The sequence below is a fragment of the Arthrobacter bussei genome, from assembly GCF_009377195.2.
Lineage (GTDB): Bacteria > Actinomycetota > Actinomycetes > Actinomycetales > Micrococcaceae > Arthrobacter_D > Arthrobacter_D bussei.
Map to the genome: position 1 here is coordinate 223,919 of NZ_VJXX01000001.1, position 15,801 is coordinate 239,719.

Below are 15,801 nucleotides of genomic sequence, written 5' to 3' on the forward strand. Positions count from 1 at the left end.
CCGGACGGCACGATGCCGCGCTTCGGGCTGACCGCGTACACCGCGCCAACCGCGTCGAGCACCGCAACGAGCACCGCGATGTCAGCGCAGCCCGGTACTCCGCTCCAGCGCCAGCCCGATCAGTTCGTCGATGAGTTCGGTGTAGCCGAGACCGGATTTCGCCCACATCTGCGGATACATGCTGATCGGCGTGAAGCCCGGCATGGTGTTGATCTCGTTGATGACCAGCCGACCGTCCGGCGTGTAGAAGAAGTCGACGCGTGAGAGCCCCTCACCGCCGATCGCGTCGAACGCCTCCCCGGCGAGGACCCGGACGCAGTCGAGGACGTCGTCGGGGAGATCAGCCGGGCAGGACAGCTCCGCGGCTGCACCGTCCACGTACTTGGCCTCGAAGTCGTACCACGCGTGATCGCCCGGCTGCATGGCGATCTCGCCGGGCAGGGACGTCCGCGGGCCGTCGAGGCCCCGGCCCTGCAGCACGGCGACCTCGATCTCACGGCCCTCGATACCGGCCTCGATCACCACCTTGGGATCGAATGCCCGCGCCTTCTCGATCGCGGCGCGGAGCCCGTCGGGGTCCTCGACCCGGCTGATGCCCATCGAGGAGCCCGCACGCGCCGGCTTGACGAACAGGGGGAAGCCGAGGGCCGCGGCCCGCTCGCAGGAGTCCTCGGGCTCCGTGCGCCACTGCCGGTCCGAGATCACGGTATAGGGACCCACCTCGAGGCCCGCGGCGGCGAACACGACCTTCATGAAGTGCTTGTCCATCCCGACCGCGGAGGCCAGCACACCTGCGCCGACGTACCGCATGTCGGCCATCTCGAGCAGGCCCTGCAGGGTGCCGTCCTCGCCGAACGGGCCGTGCAGCAGGGGCAGCACCACGTCCACCCCGCCGAGGCTCTCGGGCACTGACCCGGGCGCGGCCACGAGGAGTTCCTGTCCCGCACCACCGTCTGCGGTACCCATCACCACGGCCTGCGCGGTCGCGGTCACCTCGGGCAGGACGTCGGAACGGAGCGACCAGGCCGCAGGATCGGCCGAGACGAGCGACCACTGGCCGCTCTTCGCGATGCCCACCGGGATGACGTCGTAGCGCGAGCGGTCGATGGCCTCGAGGACACCCGCCGCGGTCACGCAGCTGACCGCGTGCTCGCTGGATCGGCCGCCGAACAGGACGAGGACGCGGGGCTTGGACGGGGCTGGAGTCTCGGTGGTCACGGTGCGTGATCGCCTTCCGGCTTGAGGTTGCGGGCCAGCAGGCGCGGCCCGAGGTCGTTGACGGAGAGGCGTCCCTGCAGCACGGCCACCACACTCGCGGTGATGGGCATGTCGACGCCGAGCTTCGTCGCGGAGTCGAGGACGGCCTGCGCCGACTTGATGCCCTCCGCGGTCTGGTTCATGCGCACCGTCACCTGGTCGAGGGTCAGCCCCTGACCGAGCAGGTGCCCGGCGGTGTGGTTGCGCGAGAGGGCGGAGGAGCACGTGGCGATGAGGTCGCCCATGCCCGCCAGTCCCGCCATGGTCTCGGGGCGCCCACCCAGGGCCACGGCGAGGCGCGTGGTCTCCGCGAGGCCGCGCGTGATGACGGAGGCCTTGGTGTTGTCACCCATGCGGCGGCCCTCGCAGATGCCGACCGCCAGCGCGATCACGTTCTTGACGATGCCGCCGATCTCGACCCCGATCACGTCCGTCGAGGTGTACGGGCGGAAGTAGGAGGCCGTGCACGCGGCGGCGATCCAGGTCGCCGTGTCGTGGTCGGGACACGCGACGACCGACGCCGTCGGCTCCTCCCGGGCGATCTCCATGGCCAGGTTCGGCCCGGACAGCACAGCGATCCGTTCGGGCGGCAGCGCGAGCTCCTCTGCGATCACCTCGCTCATGCGCGCGTCCGTGCCGACCTCGAGGCCCTTCATGAGGGACACGACGACGGCGTGGGGCGGGATGAGGGGCCGCCAGGCGGGCAGTTGGGCGCGCAGCGTCTGCGCGGGGACGGCGAGGACCACGAGGTCGCTGTCCGCGAGGACGGCGTCGATGACCGCCGAGGCGGAGACGTTGCCCGGCAGGAGGGTGTCCCCGAGGTATCGCGAGTTACGGTGGTGCACCGAGATCTCCTCCGCCACCTCCGGGCGTCGGGACCAGAGCATGACATCGGTGTCCGGAGCAGCATCGGCCAGGACCTTCGCGAAGGTGGTCCCCCAGCTCCCGGAGCCGAGGACGGCGATCTTTCGGGGTGCACCGTCGGGTCGTGTCCGCTGCCCGCCGGGGCGCTCCGCGACGGCGTGGTGGGCAGTGCCGGGCGCGCCGGTCTCCGGACCGCTCACGATGCAGCTCCCGACTCTTCCGCGGACGGCGGATCCCCGGCGTTCCCGCCCGTCGCACCGAAATCACGGCCGGTCGACTTCTGCTGCTTCGCGGCCGGATCCCAGCGCTCCGTGGGCGACGGCTCACCGCGCAGCTCGGCGAGCAGCTCCGTGATCGCATCGAGGATGCGCTCCGTCGCGGCGTCGAGGGTGGTGCGGGTCAGCGGGGCACCACGGAACTCGCTGAGGTCCACGGGGTCGCCGACGAGCACGCGGGCACGCTTGCGCGGGATCAGGTGGAAGCGCTTGGCGTAGCGGGGGAAGACCTCGTGGGCCCCCCACTGCGCGATCGGTACCACGGGCGCCCCCGTCTGCAGGGCGAGCCGCGCCGCACCCGTCCGCCCCTTCATCGGCCACATGTCGGGATCCCGCGTGAGCGTGCCCTCGGGGTAGATGATGATGCCGCCGTTGTCCGCGAGCACCTCGCGCGCGGCCTCCAGTGAGCGGTTGGCTCCGGCGGAGCTGCGCTCCACCGGCACCTGGCGGATGACGCGCAGGATGGATCCGATGACGGGCACCGAGAAGAGCGACGCCTTCGCCATGAAGTGCGGCATGACGCCCTGGTTGTACAGGAAGTGGCCCACCACGATCGGATCGATCTCGGTCACGTGGTTCGGGCAGACGATCATGCCGGTTCCCTGCGGAAGCCGCTCCTGGCCCCGCCACTCCTTGGCCATCATGGCGTTCATGACGGGCCTCACCCAGGAGGCGAGGAAGGTGAACATGGCGCGCGAACCCCGTGGTTCCCCCATGTGCCGGAACCGCCTAGGAGACTGCCACGGCGTCAGCCGGGGCATCCTCCGTGACGTCGAAGTCGGCGCCGAGGCCCTCGAGCTTGTCCTGGAAGCGCTCGTACCCGCGGTTGATCAGCTCGATCCCGGTGACCCGGGAGACGCCGTCGGCCGCGAGCGCGGCGATGAGGTGGCTGAAGCCGCCGCGCAGGTCGGGGACGTCGATGTCGGCCCCGCGGAGCTGGGTGGGTCCGGAGATGACGGCGGAGTGGAGGAAATTGCGCTGCCCGAACCGGCACGGCACGCTGCCGAGGCATTCACGGTGCACCTGGATGTTCGCGCCCATGCGGATGAGGGCCTCCGTGAAGCCGAAGCGGTTCTCGTACACCGTCTCGTGCACGATCGACACGCCCGCCGCCTGGGTCAGCGCGACGACGAGCGGCTGCTGCCAGTCGGTCATGAAGCCGGGGTGCACATCGGTCTCGAGGACCAGCGGCGAGAGCGGACCGCCCGGGTGGTAAAAGCGGATGCCGTCGTCGTCGACGTCGAACGCGCCGCCGATCTTCCGGTAGGTGTTGAGGAAGGCCGTGAGGTCCAGCTGGCGGGCGCCCTCGACGTAGATGTCACCCTGGGTCACGAGGGCTGCGGACGCCCAGGATGCGGTCTCGTTGCGGTCCGAGATGGCCTTGTGGTTGTAGCCGGTGAGCTCCTTCACCCCCTCGATGCGGATCACGCGGTCCGTCTGCACCGTGATGATCGCGCCCATCTTCTGCAGGACGGCGATGAGATCCATGATCTCGGGCTCGACGGCGGCACCGGAGAGCTCGGTGATGCCGTCGGCGCGGATGGCGGTGAGGAGCACCTGCTCGGTCGCGCCGACGCTGGGGTACGGGAGCGTCAGCTTCGCGCCGTGGAGGCCCTTGGGAGCGGAGATGGAGATGCCACCGGGTCGCTTGTCGACGACGGCGCCGAAGTTGCGGAGCACCTCGAGGTGGTAGTCGATGGGGCGGTCACCGATCTTGCAGCCGCCGAGATCGGGGATGAATGCCTCACCGATGCTGTGCATCAGTGGACCGCAGAAGAGGATGGGGATGCGCGAGTCGCCGGCGTGGGCGTCGATGTCCTTGGAGCGGGCCATCTTCGCGTCGCTGGGGTCCATGGTGAGGTCCCCGGTCACGGGATCCTTCGTCACCTTCACGCCGTGCAGCTGCAGGAGGCTGGTGACGACGTCGACGTCCTTGATCTCCGGCACGTTCCGGAGGACCGACGGCGTGTTGCCGAGGAGTGACGCGACCATGGCCTTCGGGACGAGGTTCTTCGCACCGCGAACCGATACCTTGCCCCTCAACGGAATGCCGCCGCGAATGGTCAGAACGCTACCCATGGATACCTAGTTTCCTCATACGTTGAACCCCCGCGGACTCGAAAATGCTCGTTACAAGCATAGGAGCACCACGGAGCAGACAGAAATACAAGGGTACTGGGTGCACTCCCTGTTCGGTGAGAGCAACCGGTGAGGGTGCGTCGGCATTCCTGTCCGTCGTCCGTCGGCCCGTGATGTGCCCGACACCCCGGCTGATACCCAGCCGACACCCCGAGCCGGCGCAGCAGCCGACGCCGCAGCCGACGCCGCAGCCGCTGCCTCCGGGGTGCGCCGCTCAGGAGCGCGCGGGCAGCGTCACAGGCTTGTGGGACGGGCGCCGGGCCTCGAAGGACGTGATGTGCTCCTCCTGCCGCAGCGTGAGCCCGATGTCGTCGAGGCCCTCGAGGAGCCGCCAGCGCGTGTAGTCGTCCAGCTGGAAGGGTGCGCTGACCGCGCCGCACTGGACGGTGCGGGCCTCGAGGTCCACGGTCACCGTGGTGCCCGGCTCGTTCTCGAGCACCTTCCAGATCAGTTCGATGTCGTCCTGGGCGACCTGCGCCGCGACGAGCCCCTGCTTCCCCGAGTTGCCCCGGAAGATGTCCGCGAACCGGGAGGAGAGCACGGCACGGAACCCGTAGTCCTTCAGCGCCCAGACGGCGTGCTCGCGGGAGGACCCGGTGCCGAAGTCCGGGCCGGCGACGAGCACCGAGCCGCGGGTGTAGGGCTCGCGGTTCAGGATGAACTCCCTGTCCTTGCGCCACTCGGCGAAGAGCGCATCCTCGAAGCCCGTGCGGGTGATCCGCTTGAGGTAGACCGCGGGGATGATCTGGTCGGTGTCGATGTTGCTCTGGCGCAGCGGCACGCCGATCCCGGTGTGCGTGGTGATCTTCTCCATGGAACGGCTCCTAGGCGGCAGGGACGGAGGACGGGATCATGTGGTGGACACCGGTGCCACCGGGTAGCGGGCCGAGGTCCGACGGCGAACTCAGGGTGCCGCGGACGGCCGTCGCAGCGGCGACGACGGGCGAGACGAGGTGCGTGCGCCCACCCTTGCCCTGGCGTCCTTCGAAGTTGCGGTTCGAGGTCGAGGCGCAGCGCTCCCCCGGGGCGAGCTGGTCCGGGTTCATCCCCAGGCACATGGAGCACCCGGCGAAGCGCCATTCGGCGCCGAAGTCCTTGAAGACGCGGTCCAGCCCCTCGGCCTCCGCCTGCAGGCGGACACGGGCCGAGCCCGGCACCACCATCATCCGGATCGCGGGATCCTTCTCACGTCCGCGGATGATGTCCGCGGCAATGCGGAGATCCTCGATCCGGCTGTTGGTGCAGGAGCCGAGGAACACGGTGTCCACGCGGATGTCCTTCATGGCCGTTCCGGGCTCGAGGGCCATGTACTCCAGCGCCCTGCTGCAGGCGGCCCTGTCGTTCTCGTCGGCGAAGTCCTCCGGTGCCGGGACGGACTGCGAGAGCGAGACGCCCTGACCCGGGTTGGTACCCCAGGTGACGAAGGGCTCGAGTTCGTTCGCGTCGAGGAACACCTCGGCGTCGAAGACGGCGTCGTCGTCCGTGCGCAGTTCGCGCCAGTCGGCGACGGCGGCGTCCCAGTCCGCGCCCTGCGGTGCGTGCGGCCGCCCCTTCAGGTAGTCGAAGGTGATCTCGTCCGGCGCCACCATGCCGGCGCGGGCTCCCGCCTCGATGGACATGTTGCAGATGGTCATGCGGGCTTCCATGGACAGCGACCGGATGGCCGACCCGCGGTACTCGAGCACGTAGCCCTGGCCGCCGCCCGTGCCGATCTTCGCGATGACCGCGAGGATGATGTCCTTCGAGGTGACACCCGGCTTGAGCGTCCCCTCGACCGTGATGCCCATCGTCCGGAACGGCTTCAGGGAGAGCGTCTGTGTGGCCATGACGTGCTCCACCTCCGAGGTGCCGATGCCCATGGCGAGGGCACCGAAGGCCCCGTGCGTCGAGGTGTGCGAATCACCGCAGACGACGGTGAGGCCCGGTTGGGTCAGACCGAGCTGCGGACCCACCACGTGGACGATGCCCTGCTCGGCGTCGCCCAGCGAGTGCAGCCGGACGCCGAACTCCCGGCAGTTGGCCCGCAGGGTGTCGATCTGGGTACGGCTCGTGAGGTCGGCGATCGGCTTGTCGATGTCGAGCGTTGGCGTGTTGTGGTCCTCGGTGGCGATCGTCAGGTCGGGACGGCGCAGCGGTCGCCCGGCGAGGCGGAGGCCCTCGAAGGCCTGCGGGGAGGTCACCTCGTGCACGAGGTGCAGGTCGATGTAGAGGAGGTCGGGCTGGGCCTCGGCGCCGACGACGTCGCCCTTGCGGACCACGTGTGCGTCCCAGACCTTCTCTGCCAGTGTCTTACCCATGACGGTCGTCCTCACTCTATTCCTCGATGTCTCCCCGGGCTGTTCCCCGAACGTGTTAGTCGCAAGGGCTCCCCGGTGCCTCCCACTCAACCAGCGGCAGCGGGCCGGAGCCAGCCGGACGGCTTGCGTCTCAGATAATGAGACGGCAATATCATCCTATGGACAATTCTAGCGGCGTCGGTGTCATCGACAAGGCCGCGCTCGTACTCGATGCGCTCGAAGCCGGACCCACGACGCTCGCCCAGCTGGTCTCCTCGACGGGCCTCGCGCGGCCGACGGTCCACCGCCTCGCGCTGGCCCTCACCCACCACCGGCTCGTGGGCCGCGACATGCAGGGCCGCTTCGTCCTCGGCAGCAGGCTCGTCGAGCTGGCGTCGGCAGCCGGCGAGGACCGCCTGATCGCCGCCGCGGGGCCGGTCCTGCTGGGCCTCCGCGACGCGACCGGGGAGAGCGCGCAGCTCTTCCGGCGGCAGGGCGACTGGCGCGTCTGCGTCGCCTCCGCCGAGCGGCCGGTGGGCCTGCGGGACACCATCCCCGTCGGGACACAGCTGTCCATGCGCGCCGGGTCGGCGGCTCAGTGCCTGCTGGCCTGGGAGGACCACGACCGCCTCCTGAAGGGCCTGCAGAACGCCCGCTTCACGCCGACGGTCCTGGCCGGCGTACGACGCCGGGGCTGGGCCCAGAGCCTCGGCGAGCGGGAGGCCGGTGTCGCCTCGGTGTCCGCACCGGTCAGGGGACCGTCCGGGCGGGTCATCGCTGCCGTCTCGATCTCGGGACCCATGGAACGGCTGACGCGGCAGCCCGGCCGGATCCATGCGGAAGTCGTCTCCGGCGCCGCCCGCCAACTCACCCTGGCCGTCGGCAAGGCCGCCGACTGACATGGCCTCCGGAGCACCAGCGGACTCCCCGCGGCGAGACACGGCCCCTCCTGCGCCGGCCCCCGGCCTCGGGAGCGACGGCCCGGCGCCGGCCTCCGGGACGGACCTACGGGGTGACACGGCGCCGTCCCGCCGTTACGCCGTCTTCCTGCGGGGCGTCAACGTCGGCGGGATCACCCTGCGGATGGCGGATTTGCGGGAACTCCTCGCCGGGCTGCCCCTCCGGGACGTGGCGACGGTCCTCGCGAGCGGCAATGCCACCTGTACCTCGGATCTCGACCCGCAGGCGTTGAGGACGGCCGTCCAGGACGCCCTGCGCCGCCGCTTCGCGTACGAGGCGTGGGTCGTCGTCGTCGAGCACGGCGACCTGGTGAACCTGGCAGCATCCGTGCCGGTGGGGGCCGCCGACCCCGGAGGCGATCGGACGGCTCCTGCCGCGCCCCCGGATCAGCACACGTACGTGACCTTCTTCACCGAGCCTGCCGAGCGCGACGCACTCCTCGCGGAGGCACGCGACCTCGCCGACCGACCCGTCCTCCTCGAGGGCGCTCCCGCGGTCGCCTGGCGCTCACCGAAGGGCAGCTCCACCGATATGCCCCTCGCCAAGATCCTGGCGCGGTCCCGCTACGCCGCCGTCTCGACCACCCGCAACATCAACACCGTGCACAGGGTCCTCCGGCTGCTCGACGCGTGACGGGACGACCGGACGCACCGGATCGACGAGGAGCGGCACAATGGGACCTGTCGCCGGAGGGCCGAGCGGCGCCCGGATGCATGAGCCGGCGAGCGGATCCCTCCGCTCGCGCCGACCCCGGAGAACCAGCAGAAGGACAGACATGCGCCTCATCGCCCAGGATTGCTACCGCCTCGAACACCAGAAGGGGTCGCACGGTTTCGTCGTGGCCGGGGCGGGACGCGCTGCCGTCATCGACCCGGGGATGACGTCGGGGTTCGACGGCGTCCTCGCGGAGCTGCGCGCCAACGAGGAGACGACGGGCCGCATCACCGATATCGTCCTGACCCACTACGACGTCGACCACGCACAGGTGGCCGCCAGGCTCCAGGCGGCCCTGGGAGCGACCGTGTGGATCGGCGCGGCGGACGCCGACGTGCTCCGCGGACGGCTGACGCCGAAGACCCTGTTCCGGAAGCTCCTGCAGCGGGTTGCGCGCGTGACCCTCCCCGAGGGTGCCCGGGAGCTCGACGGCTCCGGCGAGATCTTCTCGGGCCTGGAGTACCTGCCGGCGCCGGGTCACACACCCGGCCACTACGCCTACCAGTGGCGTGGCGTCCTGTTCACCGGTGATGCCGCGCTGGTCGGAGCGGACGGCACGCTCCGCGACTTCTACGCTCCGCTGATCAACGACCGGGCGGTCGCTGCACGCACCGTGCAGCTCCTCGCCGAACGGATCCGCACCGGGTCGGTCGAGTGGGTCTGCTCCGGCCACAGCCCGATCGCCCGTACCGCGGCCTCCTGATACCGGGGCGCGCCCGTCCTCAGCGCCGGTCCACAGCGCCCGTCCTCAGCACCCGTCCTCGGTGGTCGTCCTCACCGGTCGTCCGCGCCGGGCATCCTCACCGGCCGGACGAGGCGGCTTGCACGGCGGATCCGAAGGCATTGCACCGTCCTACCTCACGGGCGACAGGGAGCAGCACGGCGTCGTCGGCCACGCGTGAACAGGCTGCGAGGAGTCGCCGGCGCACGCGGGAAGCGCGCCGGGCCGCGCCCCAGCGCGCGAGGAGTGCGGCCAGGACCCCGAGCAGGAGCCCCGCGGCGAGCCCCCCGAGGATGAGCAGCGTGGGGACGGGGAAGCCCTCGACGCGCGGGACGTCGATGGCGGGCAGCTGGAGGAACCCCAGGACCGCGAGCACGCCGAGCCAGGCCAGGCCGGCGACGAGGGCCGCGAAGGCCACCCACTGGAGGACCCCGAAGCCGCTCCACCAGGCTCGCCCGCCGGTCTCCAGATCCGTGCCGGTGACAGCGGAATCGAGGTCGTCGGTGACGTGGTCCGCGGTGCCGCGGGCCACGTCACGGATGGATGTCCGCCACGGCTCGACGGCGTCCCCCGCCGCTGCATCCCCGAAGACCCGCAGTGCGTGATCGACACGCGCGCGCTGCGCCGGCTGCGCGAGCGGCAGTGATGACGTCCGCAGCTCGGGCGCGAGGTCGCGGGACCGGAGGTTCAGGCGGCGCAGCGGATCGGGGCGGAGCCCGGCGACCCAGCGGGTCACGGGCCAGCCGGCAGTGGCGTGGGCGTCACGGCGATAGGAGCTGCGCACGGCGTCCACCACCACGCGGACGCCGGCCGCCGTTCCGAGTTCGTCCGCCAGCGCCTCCCGGGCGGCGTCCGACGGCGGCCGGACCGGGTGATCCGGGGCGAAGGGCAGGAGTTCGGCGGCGGAACGGGCGGCATCAGCGGCCATCCTGCGCGTCGCAGCGGCGCGGGTCTGCGCGAGCGCGCGGATCTGATCCGCCAGGACATCGATGCCGAGCCCTGTCCTGGCCGAGACCGGCACCACCACGACGTTCCGCAGGCCCTCACCGGCGAGGATGGCCGAGAGGGACGCGGTGACGGCCGGGACATCCTGCGGCTCGAGGCGGTCCGCCTGGTTGAGCGCCACCAGGGTCACCGCTTCATGGGTGGCGAGGCCGCGGAGGAAGTCGTGATGCAGGGCGGCGTCCGCGTACTTCTGCGGATCCACGACCCACAGCAGGACGTCCACCTGCCCGGTCAGGCGGTCCACGACTCCTCGGTGCGCGAGGGCGGTGGAGTCGAAGTCCGGCAGGTCGAGCAGGATCAGCCCCGGACCCTCGTGCAACGGCTCAGCAGGTGCCGCGGGTGGCGCGGGTGGCGCGGTGTGGACGGTCGACGGCGCAGCCGGACGGCGCCGCAGCCTGCGCAGGAAGCCTGTGCGGCGGGCACCACCGGCGCCGCCGGAATCCCCTATCGCGCCCGCGCCACTACCCGCGCCACTACCCGCGCCACTCCCCGCGACACTCCCCGTACCAGTGCCTGCATCGGAAGAGGACTGAGCGGCCTCGCCGTGATTCCGGACAGCAGGGCCGGCCTCGCCCCCGCCGTCGTCGTCGTCGAGCCCGTCGTCGTGCCCGTCGTTGATCGCGACCCCCGGGACGAGAGGCGTGCCATCGGGTAGTTCCACCCGCTGGCGCACATCGAGCCAGTCGAGCAGCTCGTCGCTCCCCTGCCTCCCCCAGACGAGGGCCAGGGGTTCCGACGTCGTCGGACGACGGGCGGCCACGCGAGCCGCAGCCGTGCCGCTCAGCGCGTTCACCAGGGAGGACTTCCCGCTGCCGGTCGGACCGAACACGCCGACGACGGTGTGGTCGGCGGACAGCGAGCGGCGCGCGCCGGCCCGGTCCAGGGCCACGGCGAGCCGGTCGAGGTGATCCCCCGGCAACCGGTCCAGCCCGAGCTCGTACGCATCCTGAAGGTGGTCGAGGACGACGGTGAGCCTCGTTGCGAGCGGCGCCTCCACCACGGCTTCCCGGCGTCGGCTCACGCCTCACCCTCCGCCGACATGTGCTGCCCTGCGGGCAGCGCCGTGCGCAGCCTGCGCGTGAGCACCCGGAGCGACTCCGCCGGGGTCTGGTGCGTGAGGGGCGCCAGCGACGCCTCGAAGGGAGCGCGCTCCTCGCGGAACAATCCTTCGACACGGGCGGAGAGGTTCGTGCGTGCCGTCGCCGTGAGCCGCCGGACGGCGTCGTCGCCGAAGACGGCTTCGAGCAGCTTCTGGCCCGCGATGGCCGAGGCACCGGCGATCCCGAGCTCACCGCCGGTCAATCCACCGGTCGAGGCGAAGACCACCACCATGAGGGCCACGGCGATCCCGTTGACGCCGAAGGAGAGCATCCTCGCGGTGAAGCGCTTGTCCGCGCCTTCCGCCTGGACCAGGCGGAGGAGGTCCTGCTGCCAGGCGCGGATCTCGCGCGCCACCTGCACGCCGACGTCGTCCGCACGCCACGGAGGGACATCCCGCAGCAGTGTGGCACCGGCCTGGTCCGAGCGCCACCGCCGTCGCGTCGCCTCGTCCGCCCGGGCCGCCTGCTCCGTGATGACGGTCTGCAGACCGCTGCCGATCGCCTCTGCGACCGTCGAGGCGGGCGCGGGCCTGCCGGTGAAGAAGGCCGTCACGCGGTCGCGTGCGCGACCGATCCTCGTCTCCAGGCCACGCATGAACTCGCCGGTCCCCACGAAGTCCTGCCAGCGGGCCAGGACCTCCCCGCGGAGCAGCCTGCCGTCCTTGGTCGCGGCGAGGACATCGGCGAGCGCGTCGCGGTACGCGGAATCCAGGGACGCCCGGAGGGAGTCCCCCACCGCCTGTTCCTGCAGGACCGCGTCCGCGATGGCATCGATGCGTCCGGCGAGGGCGCGCATGGCTCCCCCGACGGTCCTTCGGGCGATATCGCGGCGGCCCTCCGCGTCGGCCGCCAGGGCCTGCAGCCAGCGGGAAATCGGCTCGACCGTCTCCGGCGGGAGCATCCGTGTCGCGTCCAGCCGCACCTCGGGCACCACGAAAATCGGGGCATGACCGAGGTTCTCGGCTGCGAGCAGGGTGAGGAGGTCGCCGCGGATCTCCTCCTCCACGCCGGTCGGCACGCGGTCGAGCACGACGGCGACGAGCACGTCCCGCCGTCCCGCCTCCGCCAGGAGCTTCCACGGCACCGCATCCGCGTAGCGGTTGGCCGTCGTGACGAAGATCCACAGATCCGCCGCGGCGAGCAACTGCCCCGCGAGCCGGCGATTCTCATCGGCGATGGAATCGACGTCGGGCGCGTCGAGCAGCGCGAGTCCTGCGGGGAGGCCAGTCATGGGCCGCAGGAGCAGGGTGTCCGCGCCCGTGGCCCGGTGGAGCTGTGGGCGGCCCGGATCGATGGCCGTGCCGCCTTCCTCCACTCCGTCATCGGCGGCCAACCGTACCCGGCTCAGGGTGGGCAGGATCCGTGCGTCGTCGAACCACGCTCCGTCGTCGGGATGGTGGAGGAGCAGTGGCTGCCGCGTGGTCGGCCGGACGGCGCCCGCGACGGAGACCGGTCGACCCACGAGCGCGTTGACCAGCGTGGACTTCCCCGCGCCCGTCGATCCCCCGACCACGGCGACCAGGGGTGCGTCGAGGCTGGCGAGCCTCGGCAGGATGTAGTCGTTCAGCTGGGCACGGGCGGCCGCGGCGGAGGACCGAGCCTCGACCGAGGTCGGCAGGTCCAGGGGGAAGGTGAGCTCCTCCAGTGCACCACGGACCTCCCGGAGGAGGGGAGGGAGCCCGCGTGCGTCGCCGGCGAGGGAGGGTGCGCTCATGGACCCATCATGCCAGCCGACCCCGGACCGGCCGGGAATCTCCATCCCGTCACCGCGCCACCGCACGCTGTTTCCCCCCGGCCCGCCGACCTGCTTAACGCAGAACGTCCCGGACATCGTGATGATGTCCGGGACGTTCTTCGGTGTCCGTGAGGACTGCTGTGACCCCAGCGGGATTCGAACCCGCGTTACCGCCGTGAGAGGGCAGCGTACTAGGCCGCTATACGATGGGGCCAGTACTTTTCCATCTTACTCGAACTTCTGACTGCTTGTGCCATCCCGCCCGCGAGGGCCGGAGTGCGCTGGGGTACCAGGACTCGAACCTAGAATGTTGGTACCAGAAACCAGTGTGTTGCCAATTACACCATACCCCAATGGCACATTTCGAAGCCCTGATCTTGCCGGGTTTCGTTCGCGTAACCGCTCCGCGCCGAGAAACAACTTTACCGGACGGAGGGCAGGAACTGCAAAACGGACGCCAGCCCCCTGATCCGTGGCACGTGCAGGTCGGGTCCCTCGGGCGCATCGGGGACGTCCGTACCGGTGCCGGAGCGGTCCAGCCAGACCCCGCGCAGCCCGGCCTGCTGCGCGCCGACGGCGTCGATGAGCCGATTATCACCGACGTAGAGCGTCCGTGCGGGATCCGTGCCCAGCAGTCGCGCACCTTCGAGGTAGATCGCCGGATCCGGCTTCGCGACGCCAACCGTGTCGATGCCGACGAGGATCCGGATCCGCTCGAGCCCGGCGCGGTCCAGCTTCGCCCGCTGGTAGTCATGCACGTTGTTGCTCACGGCGCCGTAGGGGACGGTCCGGGCGTCCAGGGCGTCGAGGAGGGGCGCCACGTCGTCGTACTGCCTGAAGTGCAGCGGGAGGGTCTGCTCGTAGGCACGTACCCACGCGTCGGCCATCTGCCCGAGGAAGGGCTCCGGCGTGAAACCGGACCGGGCATGGCGCACGCGGTGCACGCGCTGCTCCTCGAAGGTCAGCTCACCGGCGAGGAAGCGGTCGTAATGGCGCTGCGGATCCGTGGTGTACAGGGCCTTGTAGCGGACCCAGTCATCGTCGCCGAGGTGGTCGAGCGCGGGATCGGGAATGGCCTGCAGGGTGTGCCCCATGGCCCGCTCGAGATCGACCAGGGTGTCGTCGATGTCGAAGAGGACGCCGTGCACGGGCGCAGGCCCGGGATCCTGCCCGCCCAGGCGATCGGACGTCGTCACGCCTGCGGGACCGTCGCCTGCAGAGCGCGCACGCGGGCGATCGAGGACTCGCGACCGAGGATCACCATCGACTCGAACAGCGGCGGCGAGATCCTGCGCCCCGAGATCGCGGTGCGCACCGGGCCGAAGGCGACCCGCGGCTTCAGCCCCAGGGTGTCGACGAGGGCGGCCCGCAATGCGGCCTGCAGGGGCTCCGCCTGCCACTCCGCGCACCCTTCGAGCGCATCGAGCGTCGCGCCGAGCACCTCGCCCAGGTTCTCCGGCAGCCCCTTCCGTGCATCGTCGGCGATGTCGATCGCGTCGTCGGCCTTGAAGAGGAAGGCGAGCATCTCGGGCGCCTCGCCGAGCAGCGTGATGCGTTCCTGGATGAGGGGTCCGGCGGCCGCGATGATCCTCAGCTCCTGATCCGTCGGTTCGCTACCGATGACGCCGGCCGCTGCCAGGTACGGCAGGAGACGGCTGCGGAACTCGGCGGGATCGAGCAGGCGGACGTGGGTCCCGTTGATGGCCTCGGCCTTCTTCAGGTCGAAGCGCGCCGGGTTGGCGAGCACGTCGCGTACATCGAACTTCTCGACGAGCTGCTCGACGGAGAAGATGTCCTCGTCCGCGGACAGGCTCCAGCCGAGCAGCGAGAGGTAGTTGAGGAGCCCTTCGCGGATGAAGCCGCGCTCACGGTGCAGGAACAGGTTGGACTCGGGGTCGCGCTTGGAGAGCTTCTTGTTGCCCTGGCCCATCACGTAGGGAAGATGTCCGAACAGCGGCATGTACTGCGCCACGCCGACGTCGATCAGGGCACGGTACAGGGCGACCTGGCGTGGGGTCGAGGACAGCAGGTCCTCGCCGCGCAGAACGTGGGTGATGCCCATGAGGGCGTCATCCACGGGATTCACCAGCGTGTAGAGGGGTGCGCCGTTGGCGCGGACGACGGCGAAGTCCGGGACACTGCCGGAGCGGAAGGTGATCTCCCCGCGCACGAGGTCGGTGAAGGTGATGTCCTCGTCCGGCATGCGTAGCCGGAGGACCGCGGGACGGCCCGCCGCACGGAAGCCGTCCTTCTGCTCCTCGGTGAGGTCGCGGTCGTGGTTGTCGTACCCGAGCTTCACGTCGCGGCCGGCGGCGCGATGGCGCTCCTCGACCTCCTCCGGGGTGGAGAAGGATTCGTAGAGGTGCCCTGCCGCGGTGAGCCGCTCGATGACATCGCGGTAGAGGTCGCCGCGCTGCGACTGGCGGTAGGGACCGTGCGGACCGCCGACCTCGACGCCCTCGTCCCAGTCGATGCCGAGCCAGGTCATGGCCTCCAGCAGCTGCTGGTAGCTCTCCTCGCTGTCACGCGCGGCGTCGGTGTCCTCGATGCGGAAGACGAGCTTGCCGCCCGTGTGCCGCGCGTAGGCCCAGTTGAAGAGGGCCGTCCGGATGAGGCCCACGTGGGGCGTCCCCGTGGGCGACGGGCAGAATCGGACCCTGACGGGCGTGGCATCGGTGACGGTGGGAAGGTCTGCGGCAGTAGTCATGATGGTCCCAGTCTAGGTGCGACCTCTCACCGCGGATGCGTCGTCGGG

13 protein-coding genes and 2 tRNA genes are annotated in these 15,801 nt (G+C 70.7%); 3 read left to right on the forward strand and 12 right to left on the reverse strand.

Annotated features, from left to right (window positions below; translation table 11 throughout):
- Positions 1–81: 81 nt before the first annotated feature.
- The 6 genes from FNH21_RS01095 to leuC form a co-directional block, all read right to left on the reverse strand.
- Positions 82–1,218: a D-alanine--D-alanine ligase gene (locus tag FNH21_RS01095; protein ID WP_191931490.1), complete on the reverse strand. Its 1,137-nt coding sequence runs from the start codon at positions 1,216–1,218 to the stop codon at positions 82–84.
- A complete protein-coding gene (locus FNH21_RS01100; protein WP_191931727.1) occupies positions 1,215–2,222 on the reverse strand; it encodes an NAD(P)H-dependent glycerol-3-phosphate dehydrogenase in 1,008 nt (335 codons plus the stop codon). Before FNH21_RS01100 ends, FNH21_RS01095 begins: the two co-directional genes overlap by 4 nt.
- Positions 2,223–2,317: 95 nt before the next feature.
- Positions 2,318–3,112 (reverse strand): lysophospholipid acyltransferase family protein, encoded by a 795-nt coding sequence (locus FNH21_RS01105; RefSeq protein ID WP_152811669.1) that lies wholly within the window; start codon positions 3,110–3,112, stop codon positions 2,318–2,320.
- Positions 3,113–3,125: 13 nt separating this feature from the next.
- A complete protein-coding gene (gene murA / locus FNH21_RS01110) occupies positions 3,126–4,475 on the reverse strand; it encodes a UDP-N-acetylglucosamine 1-carboxyvinyltransferase (RefSeq protein WP_152811671.1) in 1,350 nt (449 codons plus the stop codon).
- Between the two features lie 274 nt (positions 4,476–4,749).
- A complete protein-coding gene (leuD, locus tag FNH21_RS01115; RefSeq protein WP_152811673.1) occupies positions 4,750–5,349 on the reverse strand; it encodes a 3-isopropylmalate dehydratase small subunit in 600 nt (199 codons plus the stop codon).
- Between the two features lie 10 nt (positions 5,350–5,359).
- The gene (leuC, locus tag FNH21_RS01120; protein ID WP_152811676.1) at positions 5,360–6,832 is read right to left on the reverse strand and encodes a 3-isopropylmalate dehydratase large subunit; all 1,473 of its coding nucleotides are present in this window, start codon (positions 6,830–6,832) and stop codon (positions 5,360–5,362) included.
- A gap of 158 nt (positions 6,833–6,990) precedes the next feature.
- On the opposite strand from leuC, the gene FNH21_RS01125 reads away from it, so the two are divergent.
- The 3 genes from FNH21_RS01125 to FNH21_RS01135 all read left to right on the forward strand — a co-directional run bounded on the left by FNH21_RS01125 (position 6,991) and on the right by FNH21_RS01135 (position 9,188).
- Positions 6,991–7,710 (forward strand): IclR family transcriptional regulator, encoded by a 720-nt coding sequence (locus FNH21_RS01125; protein WP_152811678.1) that lies wholly within the window; start codon positions 6,991–6,993, stop codon positions 7,708–7,710.
- Position 7,711: 1 nt separating this feature from the next.
- A complete protein-coding gene (locus FNH21_RS01130; RefSeq protein WP_191931491.1) occupies positions 7,712–8,404 on the forward strand; it encodes a DUF1697 domain-containing protein in 693 nt (230 codons plus the stop codon).
- A 142-nt stretch (positions 8,405–8,546) separates the two neighbouring features.
- Entirely contained in the window at positions 8,547–9,188 is a 642-nt protein-coding gene (locus tag FNH21_RS01135; RefSeq protein ID WP_191931492.1) for an MBL fold metallo-hydrolase, read from the forward strand.
- Positions 9,189–9,285: 97 nt separating this feature from the next.
- On the opposite strand, the gene FNH21_RS16860 is transcribed toward FNH21_RS01135, so the two are convergent.
- The 6 genes from FNH21_RS16860 to gltX form a co-directional block, all read right to left on the reverse strand.
- On the reverse strand, positions 9,286–11,232 hold the full coding sequence (locus FNH21_RS16860) for a GTPase (RefSeq protein WP_422108731.1): 1,947 nt from the start codon (positions 11,230–11,232) through the stop codon (positions 9,286–9,288).
- Positions 11,229–13,025, reverse strand: coding sequence for a dynamin family protein (locus FNH21_RS01145; RefSeq protein ID WP_152811684.1), 1,797 nt, complete (start codon positions 13,023–13,025; stop codon positions 11,229–11,231). Before FNH21_RS01145 ends, FNH21_RS16860 begins: the two co-directional genes overlap by 4 nt.
- A 162-nt stretch (positions 13,026–13,187) precedes the next feature.
- Positions 13,188–13,260: transfer RNA gene (locus FNH21_RS01150), tRNA-Glu, on the reverse strand.
- Between the two features lie 67 nt (positions 13,261–13,327).
- Positions 13,328–13,399, reverse strand: a tRNA-Gln gene (locus FNH21_RS01155).
- Positions 13,400–13,468: 69 nt separating this feature from the next.
- Positions 13,469–14,242: an HAD family hydrolase gene (locus FNH21_RS01160; protein ID WP_338403109.1), complete on the reverse strand. Its 774-nt coding sequence runs from the start codon at positions 14,240–14,242 to the stop codon at positions 13,469–13,471.
- Positions 14,239–15,753, reverse strand: a complete 1,515-nt coding sequence (gene gltX, locus FNH21_RS01165) for a glutamate--tRNA ligase (RefSeq protein WP_152811686.1) — start codon at positions 15,751–15,753, stop codon at positions 14,239–14,241. The genes FNH21_RS01160 and gltX overlap by 4 nt, the downstream gene beginning before the upstream one ends.
- Positions 15,754–15,801 lie beyond the last annotated feature (48 nt).

What these genes read in the sequence shown, in the direction of transcription:
- leuD (WP_152811673.1), bottom strand. Translation starts at nt 5,349, where the DNA reads ATGGAGAAGATCACCACGCACACCGGGATCGGCGTGCCGCTGCGCCAG.
- FNH21_RS01145 (WP_152811684.1), bottom strand. Translation starts at nt 13,025, where the DNA reads ATGAGCGCACCCTCCCTCGCCGGCGACGCACGCGGGCTCCCTCCCCTC.
- FNH21_RS01105 (WP_152811669.1), bottom strand. Translation starts at nt 3,112, where the DNA reads ATGGGGGAACCACGGGGTTCGCGCGCCATGTTCACCTTCCTCGCCTCC.
- murA (WP_152811671.1), bottom strand. Translation starts at nt 4,475, where the DNA reads ATGGGTAGCGTTCTGACCATTCGCGGCGGCATTCCGTTGAGGGGCAAG.
- FNH21_RS01125 (WP_152811678.1), top strand. Translation starts at nt 6,991, where the DNA reads ATGGACAATTCTAGCGGCGTCGGTGTCATCGACAAGGCCGCGCTCGTA.
- FNH21_RS01130 (WP_191931491.1), top strand. Translation starts at nt 7,712, where the DNA reads ATGGCCTCCGGAGCACCAGCGGACTCCCCGCGGCGAGACACGGCCCCT.
- gltX (WP_152811686.1), bottom strand. Translation starts at nt 15,753, where the DNA reads ATGACTACTGCCGCAGACCTTCCCACCGTCACCGATGCCACGCCCGTC.
- leuC (WP_152811676.1), bottom strand. Translation starts at nt 6,832, where the DNA reads ATGGGTAAGACACTGGCAGAGAAGGTCTGGGACGCACACGTGGTCCGC.
- FNH21_RS01135 (WP_191931492.1), top strand. Translation starts at nt 8,547, where the DNA reads ATGCGCCTCATCGCCCAGGATTGCTACCGCCTCGAACACCAGAAGGGG.